General features: G+C 72.7%; 11 protein-coding genes and 1 tRNA gene. 3 read left to right on the top strand and 9 right to left on the bottom strand.

Going from position 1 to position 13,340, the window contains the following annotated elements; translation table 11 throughout:
- Positions 1 to 40: 40 nt before the first annotated feature.
- The 4 genes from IEZ11_RS13265 to pepN all read right to left on the bottom strand — a co-directional run bounded on the left by IEZ11_RS13265 (position 41) and on the right by pepN (position 5,680).
- The gene (locus tag IEZ11_RS13265; RefSeq protein ID WP_189262887.1) at positions 41 to 775 is read right to left on the bottom strand and encodes a TrmH family RNA methyltransferase; all 735 of its coding nucleotides are present in this window, start codon (positions 773 to 775) and stop codon (positions 41 to 43) included.
- Positions 772 to 1,983 (bottom strand): HTTM domain-containing protein, encoded by a 1,212-nt coding sequence (locus IEZ11_RS13260; RefSeq protein WP_189262886.1) that lies wholly within the window; start codon positions 1,981 to 1,983, stop codon positions 772 to 774. Before IEZ11_RS13260 ends, IEZ11_RS13265 begins: the two co-directional genes overlap by 4 nt.
- Entirely contained in the window at positions 1,980 to 2,816 is an 837-nt protein-coding gene (locus IEZ11_RS13255) for a DUF5819 family protein (RefSeq protein ID WP_189262885.1), read from the bottom strand. Before IEZ11_RS13255 ends, IEZ11_RS13260 begins: the two co-directional genes overlap by 4 nt.
- Positions 2,817 to 3,244: 428 nt before the next feature.
- Positions 3,245 to 5,680, bottom strand: a complete 2,436-nt coding sequence (gene pepN, locus IEZ11_RS13250; RefSeq protein ID WP_189262884.1) for an aminopeptidase N — start codon at positions 5,678 to 5,680, stop codon at positions 3,245 to 3,247.
- A gap of 160 nt (positions 5,681 to 5,840) precedes the next feature.
- Between pepN and IEZ11_RS13245 the strand changes: the two genes are divergently transcribed.
- Positions 5,841 to 6,986 (top strand): acyl-CoA dehydrogenase family protein, encoded by a 1,146-nt coding sequence (locus tag IEZ11_RS13245; RefSeq protein ID WP_189262883.1) that lies wholly within the window; start codon positions 5,841 to 5,843, stop codon positions 6,984 to 6,986.
- A 117-nt stretch (positions 6,987 to 7,103) separates the two neighbouring features.
- On the opposite strand, the gene IEZ11_RS13240 is transcribed toward IEZ11_RS13245, so the two are convergent.
- The 5 genes from IEZ11_RS13240 to IEZ11_RS13220 form a co-directional block, all read right to left on the bottom strand.
- On the bottom strand, positions 7,104 to 7,433 hold the full coding sequence (locus tag IEZ11_RS13240; protein WP_189263085.1) for a rhodanese-like domain-containing protein: 330 nt from the start codon (positions 7,431 to 7,433) through the stop codon (positions 7,104 to 7,106).
- Positions 7,434 to 7,482: 49 nt separating this feature from the next.
- Entirely contained in the window at positions 7,483 to 8,295 is an 813-nt protein-coding gene (locus IEZ11_RS13235) for a hypothetical protein (RefSeq protein WP_189262882.1), read from the bottom strand.
- A 9-nt stretch (positions 8,296 to 8,304) separates the two neighbouring features.
- Complete coding sequence (locus IEZ11_RS13230; RefSeq protein WP_189262881.1) at positions 8,305 to 8,787, bottom strand: hypothetical protein; 483 nt, start codon at positions 8,785 to 8,787, stop codon at positions 8,305 to 8,307.
- A gap of 113 nt (positions 8,788 to 8,900) precedes the next feature.
- The gene (locus tag IEZ11_RS13225; protein ID WP_189262880.1) at positions 8,901 to 10,364 is read right to left on the bottom strand and encodes a DUF2252 domain-containing protein; all 1,464 of its coding nucleotides are present in this window, start codon (positions 10,362 to 10,364) and stop codon (positions 8,901 to 8,903) included.
- Positions 10,365 to 11,403: 1,039 nt separating this feature from the next.
- A tRNA-Leu gene (locus IEZ11_RS13220) sits at positions 11,404 to 11,487 on the bottom strand.
- Between the two features lie 409 nt (positions 11,488 to 11,896).
- On the opposite strand from IEZ11_RS13220, the gene IEZ11_RS13215 reads away from it, so the two are divergent.
- Both IEZ11_RS13215 and IEZ11_RS13210 read left to right on the top strand, forming a co-directional pair.
- Positions 11,897 to 12,760 carry an FHA domain-containing protein gene (locus tag IEZ11_RS13215; protein ID WP_189262879.1) on the top strand — a complete coding sequence of 288 codons (864 nt, stop codon included), beginning with the start codon at positions 11,897 to 11,899 and terminating at the stop codon, positions 12,758 to 12,760.
- Positions 12,761 to 12,770: 10 nt separating this feature from the next.
- Positions 12,771 to 13,301 carry an FHA domain-containing protein FhaB/FipA gene (locus tag IEZ11_RS13210; RefSeq protein WP_189262878.1) on the top strand — a complete coding sequence of 177 codons (531 nt, stop codon included), beginning with the start codon at positions 12,771 to 12,773 and terminating at the stop codon, positions 13,299 to 13,301.
- The last annotated feature ends 39 nt before the right edge of the window (positions 13,302 to 13,340 follow it).

The following is a 13,340-nucleotide window of genomic DNA, read 5'->3' as shown; positions in this document are numbered from 1 at the left end:
GCGGCGCCGTCGGGGCTGGTCGCGCAGTTCCCCGCGCCCCTTACGGAGCGCTCCAGTGGAACAGCGTCATGGCGACACTGGTCGCCAGGTTGTAGCTGCTCACCTGAGGGTGCATCGGCAGGCGGAGCAGGTTGTCGGCTCGGGCGCGCAGTTCGGCCGAGAGTCCCATCCGCTCCGAGCCGAAGGCGAGGATCGCGTCGTCCGGGAGTTTCGCCCCCCTGATGTCCTCGCCCTCCGGGTCGAGCGCGTACAGCGGGCCCTCCGGCAGTTCGGGCACCGTCAGCCGTTCCACCGCCGTGGCGAAGTGGAGGCCCGCACCGCCCCGGACGACCGTCGGGTGCCAGGGGTCGAGGGTTCCGGTCGTGATGACTCCGGTCGCTCCGAAGCCCGCCGCCAGCCGGATCACGGCGCCCGCGTTGCCCAGGTTGCGCGGCTCGTCGAGAACCACGACCGGGGCCGTGCGCGGGACGCGGGCCAGCTCACGGAGGTTGGCCTCGCGGGACGGCCGTACGGCCAGGGCGGCCACCCCGGTGGGGTGCGGGCGCGGGACGAGGGACGCGTATGTCTGTGACGCCACCTCCGTCAGCAGCGCGGCCAGCGCCTCTCGCACGTCCGGCGCCAGCTCTGCCGCCAGCGCCAGCGTCGCCGTCCGGTCCGTGGTGACCGCCACCGGCACCTCCGCGCCGAAGCGCAGCGCGTGCTTGAGGGCGTGGAAGCCGTCGAGGAGGACGGCGGAGCCGGCCGGCCGCGCCCAGTGGTCCAGGGGGTCGGTCATGCCCCGAAGCCTACGCGGGGCTGTTCGTCGGCCCCCGGCAAGCGCTGTCCGGGCAGCCGGGGACCGGGCCTGCGCACCACCCGGTCACGCGCGCGTGCCGCCCAGCCGCCGAGCCGCCGCAGGAAGGACGTCGGCAGGAAGACGGAGTCCGCCGCGATCATGGCCAGTGAGAAGAAGGGCAGGCCGAGGACGACCGCGATCACCGCGTGCTCGGTCATCATCGCGGCCAGCAGCACGTTCTTGACCCGCCGGTTGAACAGCGTGAACGGGAAGGCGACCTGCACGATGACCGTCCCGTAGGTCACCAGCATCACCAGCGTGCCGTTGGCGGACAGCAGGTCGGCGAGAGCCGGCCAGGGCGAGAAGTAGTCCAGGTGGAGCGGGTAGTAGACGGCGGTGCCGTCCTGCCAGCGGGAGCCCTGGATCTTGTACCAGCCGGCGGTGGCGTAGATCAGGCAGGCCTCGGCCATGATCACGAACAGGGCACCGTTGTGCAGGATGTTGGCGATGACGTCGAGCAGGATCCGGGGCTCGGGGGTGCGCGCCCGGCGGCCGGCCGCCCACCACAGGCCGGCGCCCGCCCAGGTCGCCCACAGCACGGCCGGGACCAGCCAGCCGCCGCCGGTGCGGCCGGTGAGGGCCGCCACGAGCAGGACCACACCCGACACCGCCCACAGCGCCGGGCCCGCCCGGTCGGGGGCCGCCCGCTCGCCACGCGCGCGGGCCGTGCTCGCGCGGGCCGCCCTGCGCGCGTCCAGGGACCACACCTGACCGCAGCGCGTGAACACCAGGTAGAAGGACATCAGGTGCAGCACGTTGTCGCCGCCGTCGCCCACGAAGACACTGCGGTTCTGCAGGGACAGCACGCCGACCATGAACAGCAGGGACGTGGCACGGGTGCGCCAGCCCACCAGCAGCAGGGCGGCGGAAAGGACGGCGAGGAAGTAGCAGACCTCGAAGAAGGCCCGGCTGTCCGAGGCCAGCAGCGCGGTGAAGGCGTGGTTGTCGGCCGTCAGCTGCTGGGCGAGGTCGAAGCTCCAGGGGCTGTCGGGGCCGTAGAGCTCCAGACGGTGCGGGTACTCGCGCAGCAGGAACAGCAGCCAGGTGGCGGCGAAGCCGATGCGGACGACGGCTGCCTGGTACGGGCCGAGCGCCGCCTCGGTGACCCGGGCGATGGCACGGGACAGGCACAGGGTGAGCCGGTTCACGCCACACCGCCGTTCGCTTCGTCCGCCGGAACCGTCCACCAGGGCAGCACCCGGTAGACGGGCGTGTCGGAGACCTTCTCGCCGCTCCAGTCCGGCGGCGCCACGTTGGTGGTGCTGGAGCGCACCTGGACACGCTCGATGGTGCCCTTGCCACTGGTGGCGTCCCCCGCGTACATCCGCATCACGACGATCCGGCGCAGGTACTGCTGGGACAGCGAGCCGCGCAGGCCGATCGCGCGGTTGTCGGTGCCGTGCGTGGTCGTGAAGAAGTCCCAGGCCCGGCGCAGCTCGTTCTGCACGGTGTGGCTGGGCAGCAGACTGCCGTCGATGGCCCGGCCGTCCTGTGCGGACAGGTCGTTCCAGCCGGTGGTGGTCGTGGTGCCGTCCGGCATCAGCACGTCGGCGCGCACCTGTACGGCGATGTTCTGCTGGAGCGGGTTCGGTGCGAAGAGCTTCCAGTTCTGTTCGAACTCCGGGTACACCCACTCCTCGATGGCCTTGCCGTGCTGCTTGGTCACCGTGTTCGCCGGCGCCACGCTCAGGAAGACCATCCCCAGGTGCACGCAGGCGGCGACCGCCACCAGGGCGAGGGCGAGGGCCGCGCCGACCTGGTAACGGGGGGAGAGCGCGGCGACACCGGTACGGGGCAGGGCGGGGGACTCCGCGGGCGCTTCCCGTGGGCCGGGGCCCTCGGCGGGCACGTCCGGTGGGCCGGGGGACTCCGCGGGCGCCTCCGGTGGGCCGGGGGACTCCGCCGCCGGCTCGGGAAGCGTCCCGCTCGGGCTGTCCGGCCCGTGCCGGGCGTCCGCGCCCTCGTCGTACGCGTCGTCCATGCCGCCCCGTTCCCCGATCCCGCCACGCCGTCCGGGCGGCGGATCCGGGACCGCCCGGAGTGCCGCTGCCCGGCACTCGCACGGAACGGTACTCAGCACCGGCCGCCGGGCGCAGCCCCGAGGACGAGCCCGGCGGCGTGGCCATCGCCACTCCGGGCGGGGCCATCCGCCCTCCGGCCCAGGGCACAGAGGCCCCGGACCGGATGTCACCGCAGGTCATACGGCGTCCGGGCCCGCCCAACGGCCATGCTTCCGCGAGTTCTCCACAGACCGCGGCCGAGGTTTTCCACAGGGGTTGATCGCTCGTCGGGGCCCGGCGACCATGGGAATGACCGAAACCGAACGATCGGACGGGACGATCGGGCGGTTCGGCGTCCACGACGGAACCCGAGGGAGGTGGGACACCGTTCGGACCTCCCCGCCCGGGGTCAGGCGCTCGCGACCCGGGCGTGGAGCATGCGGCGGACCGCGTCCGAGCGTTCCAGGAGGGTGGTGCGGACCACGGGGGCCGCTTCCTCGGCCACCTGCCGGGCCTTCTCGATGTACACGGGATCGATGGCGTACGGCGGGAAGAGGTGGGAGGCGTAGGTCATCGCCGGGATCATGCCGCCCTGGTGCAGCTCGGGGACCGCGGCCAGGTAGCGCTCGGCGTAGGGGGCGAGCAGGGTGTCCTGGCCGGGGCGCCAGAAGGCGGCCGCCACCGAGGAGACCGCCGCGACGGGCACCTCGCGGTCCACGGCCAGCCGTCGCCAGACCTCCGCCTTCGCGGCCGGGTCGGGCAGGGCGGCCCGGACGGTGAGGGCGCGGACCCAGGCGTCGGGGTCGGGGTCGCGTTCCAGCAGGGCGGCGGACTCGGCGGTGACGTCGCCGCCGAGTTCGGCCTCGCGGGCCAGGGCACGCCAGCGCAGGTCGATGTCGTCGCCGGCCTGCTCGCGGAGCCAGGCCAGGTCCTCGGCGCCGGTCGCGGTGCGGGCGAGGCCGCGCAGGGCGACCTGACGGCGGCCCGGGTCGGCGGCGAGCCGTCGGCAGGTCTCGGCCACGGCCTCCGTCAGCGCCGGGCGTTCCGCGGCCGGGGCCCAGAGTTCGGCGATGTTGGTGACGAGCGTGAGGTAGGGCTCGATCACGGCGTCGGAGGTCTCGGCCGCGAGTACCGCGGTGAGGCAGCGTCCGGCCTCGGCCGCCGTGGCGTCGCCGGCCGTGAGCATGTCCCAGACGGTGGCGGCGGCCGCGCCCCGGGAGATGGCCGTGGGCAGCTGGGCCGCGGCACGGAGGAAGGTGTCCCGGGTGGCGGGGTCCGGGCGGGTGGTCGCGAAGGTGAGGTCGTCGTCGTTGATCAGAAGGAGGTCGGACGTGACAGGAAGACCGGTGACGGGGGTACGGGCCCCGGTCACCTCGACGCGGACCAGCGCGGTGCGTTCCAGGGCGTCGCCGGCGCGGTCGTACGCCCCGACCGCCAGCACCTGGGGGCGCGGGGTGCCGTCGGCGACCAGGGTGACGGTGTCGCCGGTGTGCTCCACGGTGAAGCGGTCGGTGCCGGCGGTCTCCAGCCAGGCCTTGCGCCAGGCGGTCAGGTCACGGCCGCCGGCCTCGGCGAGGGCGTCGATCAGGTCCTGGAGGGTGGTGGTGCCCCAGGCGTGACGGGCGAAGTAGGCGGCCATGCCGGTGCGGAAGCGGTCCTCGCCGACATAGGTCATCAGCTGGAGGAGGACGGAGGCGCCCTTGGGATAGGTGATGTTGTCGAAGATCGACGCGGCCTGGGCGACATCGTGGATGGGCTGGTGGATCGGGTGCGAGACCGGGCCCTGGTCGGACAGGTACGCCTTGACCTTGCCGCCGAGGAGGTGGCCCGCCCAGGCGTCGGTGTAGCGGGTGGCGCCCTCGGCGGCCCAGTGGCAGGCGAACTCGGCGAAGGCCTCGTTCAGCCAGAGGTCGTCCCACCAGCGCATGGTGACGATGTTGCCGAACCACATGTGCGCCATCTCGTGCAGCAGCACCACGGCGAGCAGCTCGCGCTCGGCGGGCGTCGGCGTGGCCCGCCGCAGGAAGACGTCCGACCAGGTCACACAGCCGTAGTTCTCCATCGCGCCGCCGAACTCCGGCATGAACACCTGGTCGTACCTGCGCTGCGGGAACGGCATCGCGAAGGCCTCGGCGTAGAAGGCGAGGCCCTGGCGGGTGAGGGTGAAGATCTCGTCGGCGTCGCGTTCCAGGACCTCGGCGAGCGAGCGGCGCGCGTAGATGCCGAGGTCGTGGCCGTCGGCCTCGCGGCGGATCCCGTGGAAGGGGCCGGCGTTGACGACGGTGTTGTACACGGACAGCGACGGGGTGTCCGGGAAGCTCCAGCGACGGGCCGCGCCCTGCTCCTCGATCCGCGGGTCACCGGAGTTGCTGAGCACGGTCCAGGCGGCCGGGGCCGTGACGGTGAAGGCGTGCGGGGCCTTGAGGTCGGGCTGGTCGAAGCAGGCCCACACGAAACGGGCCTCGTCGGGTTCGAAGCTCGTCCACACGTACACCTCGCCGTCGGCGGGGTCGGTGGCCTTGTGCACACCCTCGCCGGTGGCGGTGTCGGCCTGGACGCTCTCGACGCGCAGCACGTTGTGCGCGGCCAGAGCGGGCAGCGGGATCCGGCCGTCGCCGGAGGGGGTGAGGGGGGTGCCGTTCAGAGTGGCGGCGAGGACCTCGGCCGCGCAGTCGACGAAGCTCTCCGCGCCCGGCTCGGAACAGGTGAAGGCCACGGTGGAGACGCACCGGACCTCCGGCCCCTCGGGCAGGGCGGTGAGGTCGATGTCGACGTCGTACCGGTCGACCGTGATCAGTGCCGCCCGGCGTTCCGCCTCGGTGCGGGTCAGGCTCCGGATCCCCATGTGTCCTCCTCGTGTGTCCGTCCCCCGTCGGCGGACAGCGGCCGTCAGCCTACGACGAGAGGAGCTGGTGATCGCAGGGGTTTTCGGTTCCCTTCTTCTAGAACCTGTTCTATCTTGACGGACCGTCAGATCAGCGGAGACCCGCCGGGAGGACAGGACCGTGGACTTCACCTTCACCGAGGAGCAGTTGGCGGCGGCCGAGGCGGCGCGCGGGGTGTTCGCCGGGGTGGCGCCGGACGCGGTGCCGAGCCCGGCGTCGACCTCCGGTGCCGTGGCCGAGGGCTTCGACCGGGAACTGTGGGACAGGCTGGCGGGCGCGGATCTGCTGAGTCTGCTGCTGGGCGAGGAGTACGGCGGGGCCGGTCTGGACGCCATCGCGCTCTGCCTGGTGCTGCGGGAGTCGGCGAAGGTGCTGGCCAGGGTGCCGTTGCTGGAGCACAGCGCGGCCCTGGCGACCGTACAGACATACGGGACGGCGGAGGTGCGGGACCGGCTGGCGGCGCGGGCGGGGCGGGGCGAGCCGGTGCTGACCGTCGCGGCGAGCGGGCGTACCGGGCACGACCCGGCGGAGCTCGCGGTGACCGCGCGACGGGACGGCGAGGGATGGGTCCTGGACGGGGTGCAGACGGCGGTGCCGTGGGTGTACGACGCCGGCCTCGTCGTCGTACCGGCGCACACGGAGGCGGACCGGAGCGTGCTGGCGCTGGTGGCGCCGGGAGGCGAGGGGGCCGCGGCCGGGGTCACGGTCGCTGAGCAGGTGTCGACCAGCGGGGAACGGCTCGGGGAGCTGCGGCTGGAGTCGGCACGGGTCGCGGAGCGGGACGTGGTGACGGCGGAGGGGGCCTGGGAGTGGCTGCGGGAGCTGCTCGCGACCGGGACGTGTGCGCTGGCGCTCGGGATGGGTGAGCGGGTGCTGCGGCTGACCGCCGACTACGCGGGCAAGCGGGAGCAGTTCGGACATCCGATCGCCACGTTCCAGGCGGTGGCCGTGCAGGCCGCCGACCGGTACATCGACCTGCGGGCGATGGAGGCGACGCTGTGGCAGGCGGCGTGGCGGATCGCGTCGGGGGCGGCCGGGGCGCTGCCGGCGGCCGGGGATGTGGCGGTGGCGAAGATCTGGGCGGCGGAGGGGGTGCGGCGGGTGGTGCAGACCGCGCAGCATCTGCACGGGGGGTTCGGGGCCGACACCGAGTACGTGCTGCACCGGTATCACGCGTGGGCGAAGCAGATCGAGCTGTCGCTCGGAGGGGCCGGAGCCCACGAGGAGGCGTTGGGGGATCTGCTCGCCGCGCATCCACTGGGGTAGTGGAGAGAGGAGGAGGGGGCGCTCGGTCGGGTGCGAACCGCGGGCGAGTGGGGGGCTGGCAGCGCAGTTCCCCGCGCCCCTTTCGGGGCGCTTCGGCGCCTCCGTCGCGGGGGTGCCTCAGATGACGAAGCCCGGATCGCCCTCGTCCGTGACGACCTCCCGGCCGGCCGCCTGCCACACCTGCATGCCGCCGTCCACGTTCACCGCGTCGATGCCCTGCTGGACCAGGTACATCGTGACCTGGGCCGAACGGCCGCCGGAGCGGCAGATGACGTGGACGCGGGCGTCCTGGGGGGCCGCCTCGGTGAGCTCGCCGTAGCGGGCCACGAACTCGCTGATCGGGATGTGCAGGGCGGCGGCCGCATGGCCCGCCTGCCACTCGTCGTCCTCCCGGACGTCCAGCAGGAAGTCGCCGTCCTTTAGGTCCGCGACCCCGACCGTGGGCACACGCGCTGCGAAGTTCATGTCCCCGACGCTACCCGACCGGAGCCGGGCGTCACTCCTGGGTCAGCAGGGCCGCCAGTTCCGCCTCGCGTTCGGTCACGTCCTTCTGGAGCCGCTCGGAGATCTCGTCGAGGAGGCTGTCGGGGTCGTCCGGGGCCAGCCGGAGCAGACCCGCGATGGGGCCGTTCTCCAGCTCCTTGGCGACCAGGGCGAGCAGTTCCTTGCGCTCGGAGAGCCACTCCAGGCGGGCGTACAGCTCCTCGGCCCGGCTCGGCCTGCGCTCCGGCGGGACCGGGCCGGCCGCCCACTCCTCGGCCAGCTCGCGCAGCAGGACCTCGTCGCCGCGGGCGTAGGCCGCGTTGACCCGGCTGAGGAACTCCTCGCGCCGCTCCTGCTCGGCCTCGTCCTGCACCAGGTCGGGGTGGGCCTTGCGGGCCAGCTCGCGGTAGAGCCGGCGGGCCTCCTCGCTGGGGCGGACCCGCTGCGGGGGCCGGACCTCCTGCTCGGTGAGCATCGCCACGCTCTCGGGGAACAGGCCGTCGCTGTCCATCCAGCCGTTCAGCAGTTCCTCGACGCCGGGGATGGGCAGGACCCGGGCCCTGGCCTCCTCGGCGGCGCGGATGTCCTCGGGGTCGCCGGTGCGGGCGGCCTTGGCCTCCGCGATCCGCGCGTCCAGCTCCTCGATACGGAGGTAGAGCGGACCGAGTTTCTGTTCGTGCAGGCGAGAGAAGTTCTCGACCTCGACGCGGAAGGTCTCCACCGCGATCTCGTACTCGATCAACGCCTGCTCGGCGGCCCGCACGGCGCGCTCCAGCCGTTCCTCGGGCCGCGGTGCCTTGGACTGCTCAGCTTCCGGGGTCGTCACCCGACCAGCCTAGGCCCTGTCGCCGTCGGCGGTGGCCGGTACCCACTCGGCGACCAGATCGGCGCAGGCCATGACGAGGGTTCCGGGGCGGCAGGCCAGCTCGTGGGTGCAGCCGTCCGGGTGCGGGAGGATCTCGTCGAGGATCACCTCTCCGAGCGAGGCGATGTCGCAGGCGCCCAGGATGTCCGTCTGGAAACGGGAGACGCCCGTGTAGCGGACGATCAGGTCCTCGTTGTGGCTGAGGCTGTTGTGGCGGAAGCGGATCTCCATGTCGGCGGGGGCCGTGCGGCGCATGTCCAGCGGGCGCAGGTCCCGTACGCAGCGGCGGCCGCCGAGCTCGTAGTGGCGCGGGTCGGTGGCGAAGGCGCGGGCGCCGGGCGGCAGGCCGTCGGCGAGTTCCGGCAGCCGTGCCAGGTAGGGGCCGGGGTCGACGAAGACGGCGGCCTCGGCCTCGCCCCGGTCCTCGCCCGTGCCGATCTCGACGTACCTCATCTCAGCACCCCGACCCAGGGCCGGAGGCCGCGGGAGAAGAACCGAGGACCGGGGACCGGAGAGCGCCGGCCGGAGACCGGAGAGCGGCGGCCGGGGACGACGGCATCACGGGATCACACCCCGAGCTCGGCCGCTATCCGTCCCGTCCGCACCGCGGCCACCAGTTCCTCGTGGTCCGCCTCCGTGCGGTCGGCGTAGGTCACGGCGAACGCGGCGATCGCCTCGTCCAGCTCCTCGTTCTTGCCGCAGTAGCCGGCGATCAGGCGCGGGTCGGCGCTGTGCGAGTGGGCGCGGGCCAGCAGGGCGCCGGTCATCCTGCCGTAGTCGTCGATCTGGTCGGGAGACAGGGCGGCCGGGTCGACGCTGCCCTTGCGGTTGCGGAACTGGCGGACCTGGAAGGGACGGCCGTCCACCGTGGTCCAGCCGAGCAGGATGTCGCTGACCACCTGCATCCGCTTCTGGCCGAGGACCACCCGGCGGCCCTCGTGGCCGACGGCCGGCGTCTCGAAGCCCGCCGTGGCCAGGTGCGGGACGAGTGCGGACGGGCGGGCCTCCTTGACCTGGAGGATCAGCGGCTCGCCGCGGTGGTCCAGGAGGAGGACGACGTAGGAGCGGGTGCCGACGCTGCCGGTGCCGACGATCCGGAACGCGACGTCGTGCGGGGTGTGCCGGGACAGCAGCGGGTGGCGGTCCTCGGAGAGCGTGGTCAGGTAGTGCTCCAGGGCCGCGGTGACCGCCTCCGCCTCCGCGTCCGGGACCCGGCGCAGCACCGGCAGGGCGTCGACGAAGCGTCGGCCGCCGTCCGCGGTGGGCTCGGTGGAGCGGGCCGCGAACCGGCCGCTGGTGTTGGCGCGGGCCTTCTCCGAGACCCGGCGCAGGGTGCCGAGCATGTCGTGGGCGTCGGAGTGGGAGACCAGTTCCTCGTCCGCGATCGCGTTCCACGCGTCCAGCACCGGGAGCTTGGCCAGCAGGCGCATGGTGCGGCGGTAGGCGCCCGCCGCGTCGCCCGCGGCCTTGCGGCAGGTGTCCTCGTCGGCGCCCGCTTCCCTGCCGGCCAGCACCAGGGAGGTGGCGAGCCGCTTGAGGTCCCACTCCCAGGGGCCGAGCACGGTCTCGTCGAAGTCGTTCAGGTCGATGACGAGGTCGCCGCGCGGGTCGCCGTACAGGCCGAAGTTGGCCGCGTGGGCGTCGCCGCAGATCTGGGTGGCGATCCTGGTCATCGGGGTGCGGGCCAGGTCGTGCGCCATCAGGCCGGCCGAGCCGCGCAGGAAGGCGAAGGGGCCGGCCGCCATTCTGCCGACCCTTATCGGGACCAGCGCCGGGATGCGGTCCCGGTTGGACTCCTCGACCGCGCTCACCGCGTCAGGACGGGAGGCGTCCAGGTCCAGGGCGTCATGGCCGCGGCGCGGGACCGCCGAACGCAGGGCCCTGCCCTCCTCCTTGGGGGAACCGTGCGGGGGCCACGGCGCAAAGCCCTTGGGCGCAGGCAGCTTCCGCCCGCCGGCCGTCGTCAACTCTTCCCGTCCGGTCACGTCGACCGCCTCCCCCGTACTCCGCGCACGCACGCTCACGAACATCAACTCGTGGAGACGGTACAGGCGGGGGCCGAAACACGTCAGACCCTGTGGATAACTTCGGGGCGGTTTGCGGAGGATGGGGATCCGTCGTCGTATGTCCGCCGTCCCGGTAGGTGTTGTTCGCGCCCCGGCCGACAACACGACGGAACGGGCGATGCCCCGTTCGATCGTGAGCAACGGCATCACCGGCGTGCGGCACCCGACAGTCACCGCGTGGCCGCGGATGTGTCCGGGCAGGTTGATCAGCACGCAGCACACAGCACACAGCACACAGCACGATGCCGGGCGAGATCGCGGAGAGTTCGGTCCAGGTCCTCCGCTCCGTGGTCCGGCGGCGACGGTGGACGCTGGATGCCGATCCGGCCCCCGAGCAGGGTTCCCATGGCTGGTCCGGGGGATGGATGCCATCCCGGTCGTGCCTCGGCCGTGGGGGCCGCCCTCATGGGCAACGGCCCGGAAGCCGGTGTGCGGCCCATTCTGGCGACCCGTGCCGCGGGCGGCGTCGGGCCGTCGGCAGAGCTGTGGCCGTCGGCAGGGCTGTGGCCGTCGGGAGGGCTGTGGCCGTCGGCAGGACCGTGGCCAGGCGCTGCACGCGACGGGCGCCGAGGCCGTGGCCGGGGAACCGACGCGGGCCCGTGATGTCGCCGACGCCCTCGACGGCTGCCGGGCCGCACCCGGTCGGCGGCTCGCACCGCTCCGGTACAAAGGGCGTCACGAGCCCGCGTGGCGCGCTCACGCTCCGCCGCTCGCCGCCACTGCCCGACCGCGCGAGACCTGGCGCGGGTTCGCGGCCGTCCTCGCCGCGGCACCTGGCACGCGTGGCACAGATCGATCCCGCCCCGGACACCGCCCCGCGACGGCGGCCGGCCCCACCCGTGAGATAGCTCACGAGCAGGGGTCTTTGGCAGCCTTGACAGGCTGTGCGATGCCTCACAACCGACGGACCGCCCCGGGTGATCGCGGGCAGGCGCCGGACAACGAGAAACGGGCCCCCACCGTGACTTCCGTCACCGGTGGAGACCCGTCTCATCGGTCTCTGTGCGCGAGGGGGGAGTTGAACCCCCACGCCCTTGCGGGCACTGGAACCTGAATCCAGCGCGTCTGCCTATTCCGCCACCCGCGCATTGGGTGTGTCCTCCGGCCTCCGCCCCGTTGTTTCCTTCGGTGCAGCGCCTTCCGACATCGAGAACACTAGCACGTGGGACAGGGTGGGTTCACATCCCTTATCCGGGGGCAGCGCCCACCTGAGGAGCACGTACCGAGCAGTCGGCCATCACGTATCAACCTCGTACCGGTCGAGGCCATCTGTCCAGGAGACGGATCGGGTCCACAGTCAGGTGCGGGACACTGGTTGTGGGCCACCTCTACGATCCATGGCAGAAGAAGCGCCGATCCCTGACAGGAGAAGCACGCCGAGGAGTTCGAAGAGGGGCCGCTGGGGGAACCGGCTGATTGCCGGGCGCGTAGATACGATCAGTGAGCGGTAACGGCAACGGCAGGCAGTACGGGCAAGGCGACAGAGGAGGTGCCCTGTGGGAGTCCTGAAGAAGTTCGAGCAGCGTCTCGAAGGTCTGGTCAACGGCACCTTCGCCAAGGTGTTCAAGTCCGAGGTCCAGCCCGTGGAGATCGCCGGCGCGCTGCAGCGCGAGTGCGACAACAACGCGACCATCTGGAACCGCGACCGGACCGTCGTGCCCAACGACTTCATCGTGGAACTGAGCGCGCCCGACTTCGAGCGGCTCAGCCCCTACTCCGGGCAGCTCGGCGACGAGCTCGCCGGCATGGTCCGCGACTACGCCAAGCAGCAGCGCTACACCTTCATGGGGCCGATCAAGGTCACCCTGGAGAAGGCCGACGACCTCGACACCGGCCTGTACCGGGTGCGCAGCCGAACGCTCGCCTCGTCCAGCAACCAGCAGGCCCCCGAGCGCGCCCCCGCGGGCGGTGCCCCGCAGCGTCCGGGCGGCTACGGCGGCCCGCAGGGCGCCGCCCCGCCGATGCCGAGCGCACCGCCGCCCGGCGGCCGCCCCGGCGGCTACGGCTATCCGCAGCCGACCCAGCCGGCCGCCCAGCGCCCGCCCTCGGGTCCCGTCGGCGCCTCGGCACCCGGCTCCCGTACCCGCTACTGGATCGAGATCAACGGCACCCGCCACCAGATCTCCCGCGCGACGCTCGTGCTGGGCCGCAGCACCGAGGCCGACGTGCGGATCGACGACCCCGGCGTCTCCCGCCGGCACTGCGAGATCCGGACCGGAACGCCCTCGACGATCCAGGATCTCGGGTCCACCAACGGCATCGTGGTGGACGGGCAGCACACCACCCGCGCTACGCTCCGCGACGGCTCGCGGATCGTCGTGGGCAGCACCACCATCATTTACCGGCAAGCCGAAGGGTGAAGCGGGGGCAATGTCAGAGCTGACCCTCACGGTCATGCGGCTGGGTTTCCTGGCCGTTCTGTGGCTGTTCGTGATCGTGGCCGTGCAGGTCATCCGCAGCGACCTGTTCGGTACGCGCGTCACCCAGCGCGGATCGCGTAGGGAAGAAGGGCGCCGGCAGCAGCCCGCCGCCCGGCAGCAGGCCGCGCCACCGCAGCAGCGTGGCCAGCAGCCCGCCGCCGCCGGCGGTGGTGGCCGCCGCCGCAACGCCCCCAGCAAGCTGGTCGTCTCCGAGGGCACTCTCACCGGCACGACGGTCGCGCTCCAGGGCCAGACCATCACCCTCGGCCGCGCCCACGACTCCACGATCGTGCTGGACGACGACTACGCCTCCAGCCGTCATGCCAGGATCTACCCGGACCGCGACGGCCAGTGGATCGTCGAGGACCTCGGCTCGACCAACGGCACCTACCTGGACCGGTCCCGGCTGACGACCCCCACGCCGATCCCGCTGGGCGCGCCGATCCGCATCGGGAAAACCGTCATCGAGCTGCGGAAGTAGTGCTACATCATGAGTAGGCGCGAGCGGAGCGAGCACGCG

It is taken from the genome of Streptomyces fuscichromogenes, from assembly GCF_014645815.1.
Taxonomy (GTDB): Bacteria; Actinomycetota; Actinomycetes; order Streptomycetales; family Streptomycetaceae; genus Streptomyces; species Streptomyces fuscichromogenes.
Note: the sequence above shows the minus strand (reverse complement) of the source record. Positions and strands in the feature narration are given on the sequence as shown.

Bases quoted from the DNA above. Each gene is read 5' to 3' on its own strand.
- IEZ11_RS13265 (WP_189262887.1), bottom strand. From the start codon at position 775: ATGACCGACCCCCTGGACCACTGGGCGCGGCCGGCCGGCTCCGCCGTC.
- IEZ11_RS13255 (WP_189262885.1), bottom strand. From the start codon at position 2,816: ATGGACGACGCGTACGACGAGGGCGCGGACGCCCGGCACGGGCCGGAC.
- pepN (WP_189262884.1), bottom strand. From the start codon at position 5,680: ATGGGGATCCGGAGCCTGACCCGCACCGAGGCGGAACGCCGGGCGGCA.
- IEZ11_RS13230 (WP_189262881.1), bottom strand. From the start codon at position 8,787: ATGAGGTACGTCGAGATCGGCACGGGCGAGGACCGGGGCGAGGCCGAG.
- IEZ11_RS13225 (WP_189262880.1), bottom strand. From the start codon at position 10,364: ATGTTCGTGAGCGTGCGTGCGCGGAGTACGGGGGAGGCGGTCGACGTG.
- IEZ11_RS13210 (WP_189262878.1), top strand. From the start codon at position 12,771: ATGTCAGAGCTGACCCTCACGGTCATGCGGCTGGGTTTCCTGGCCGTT.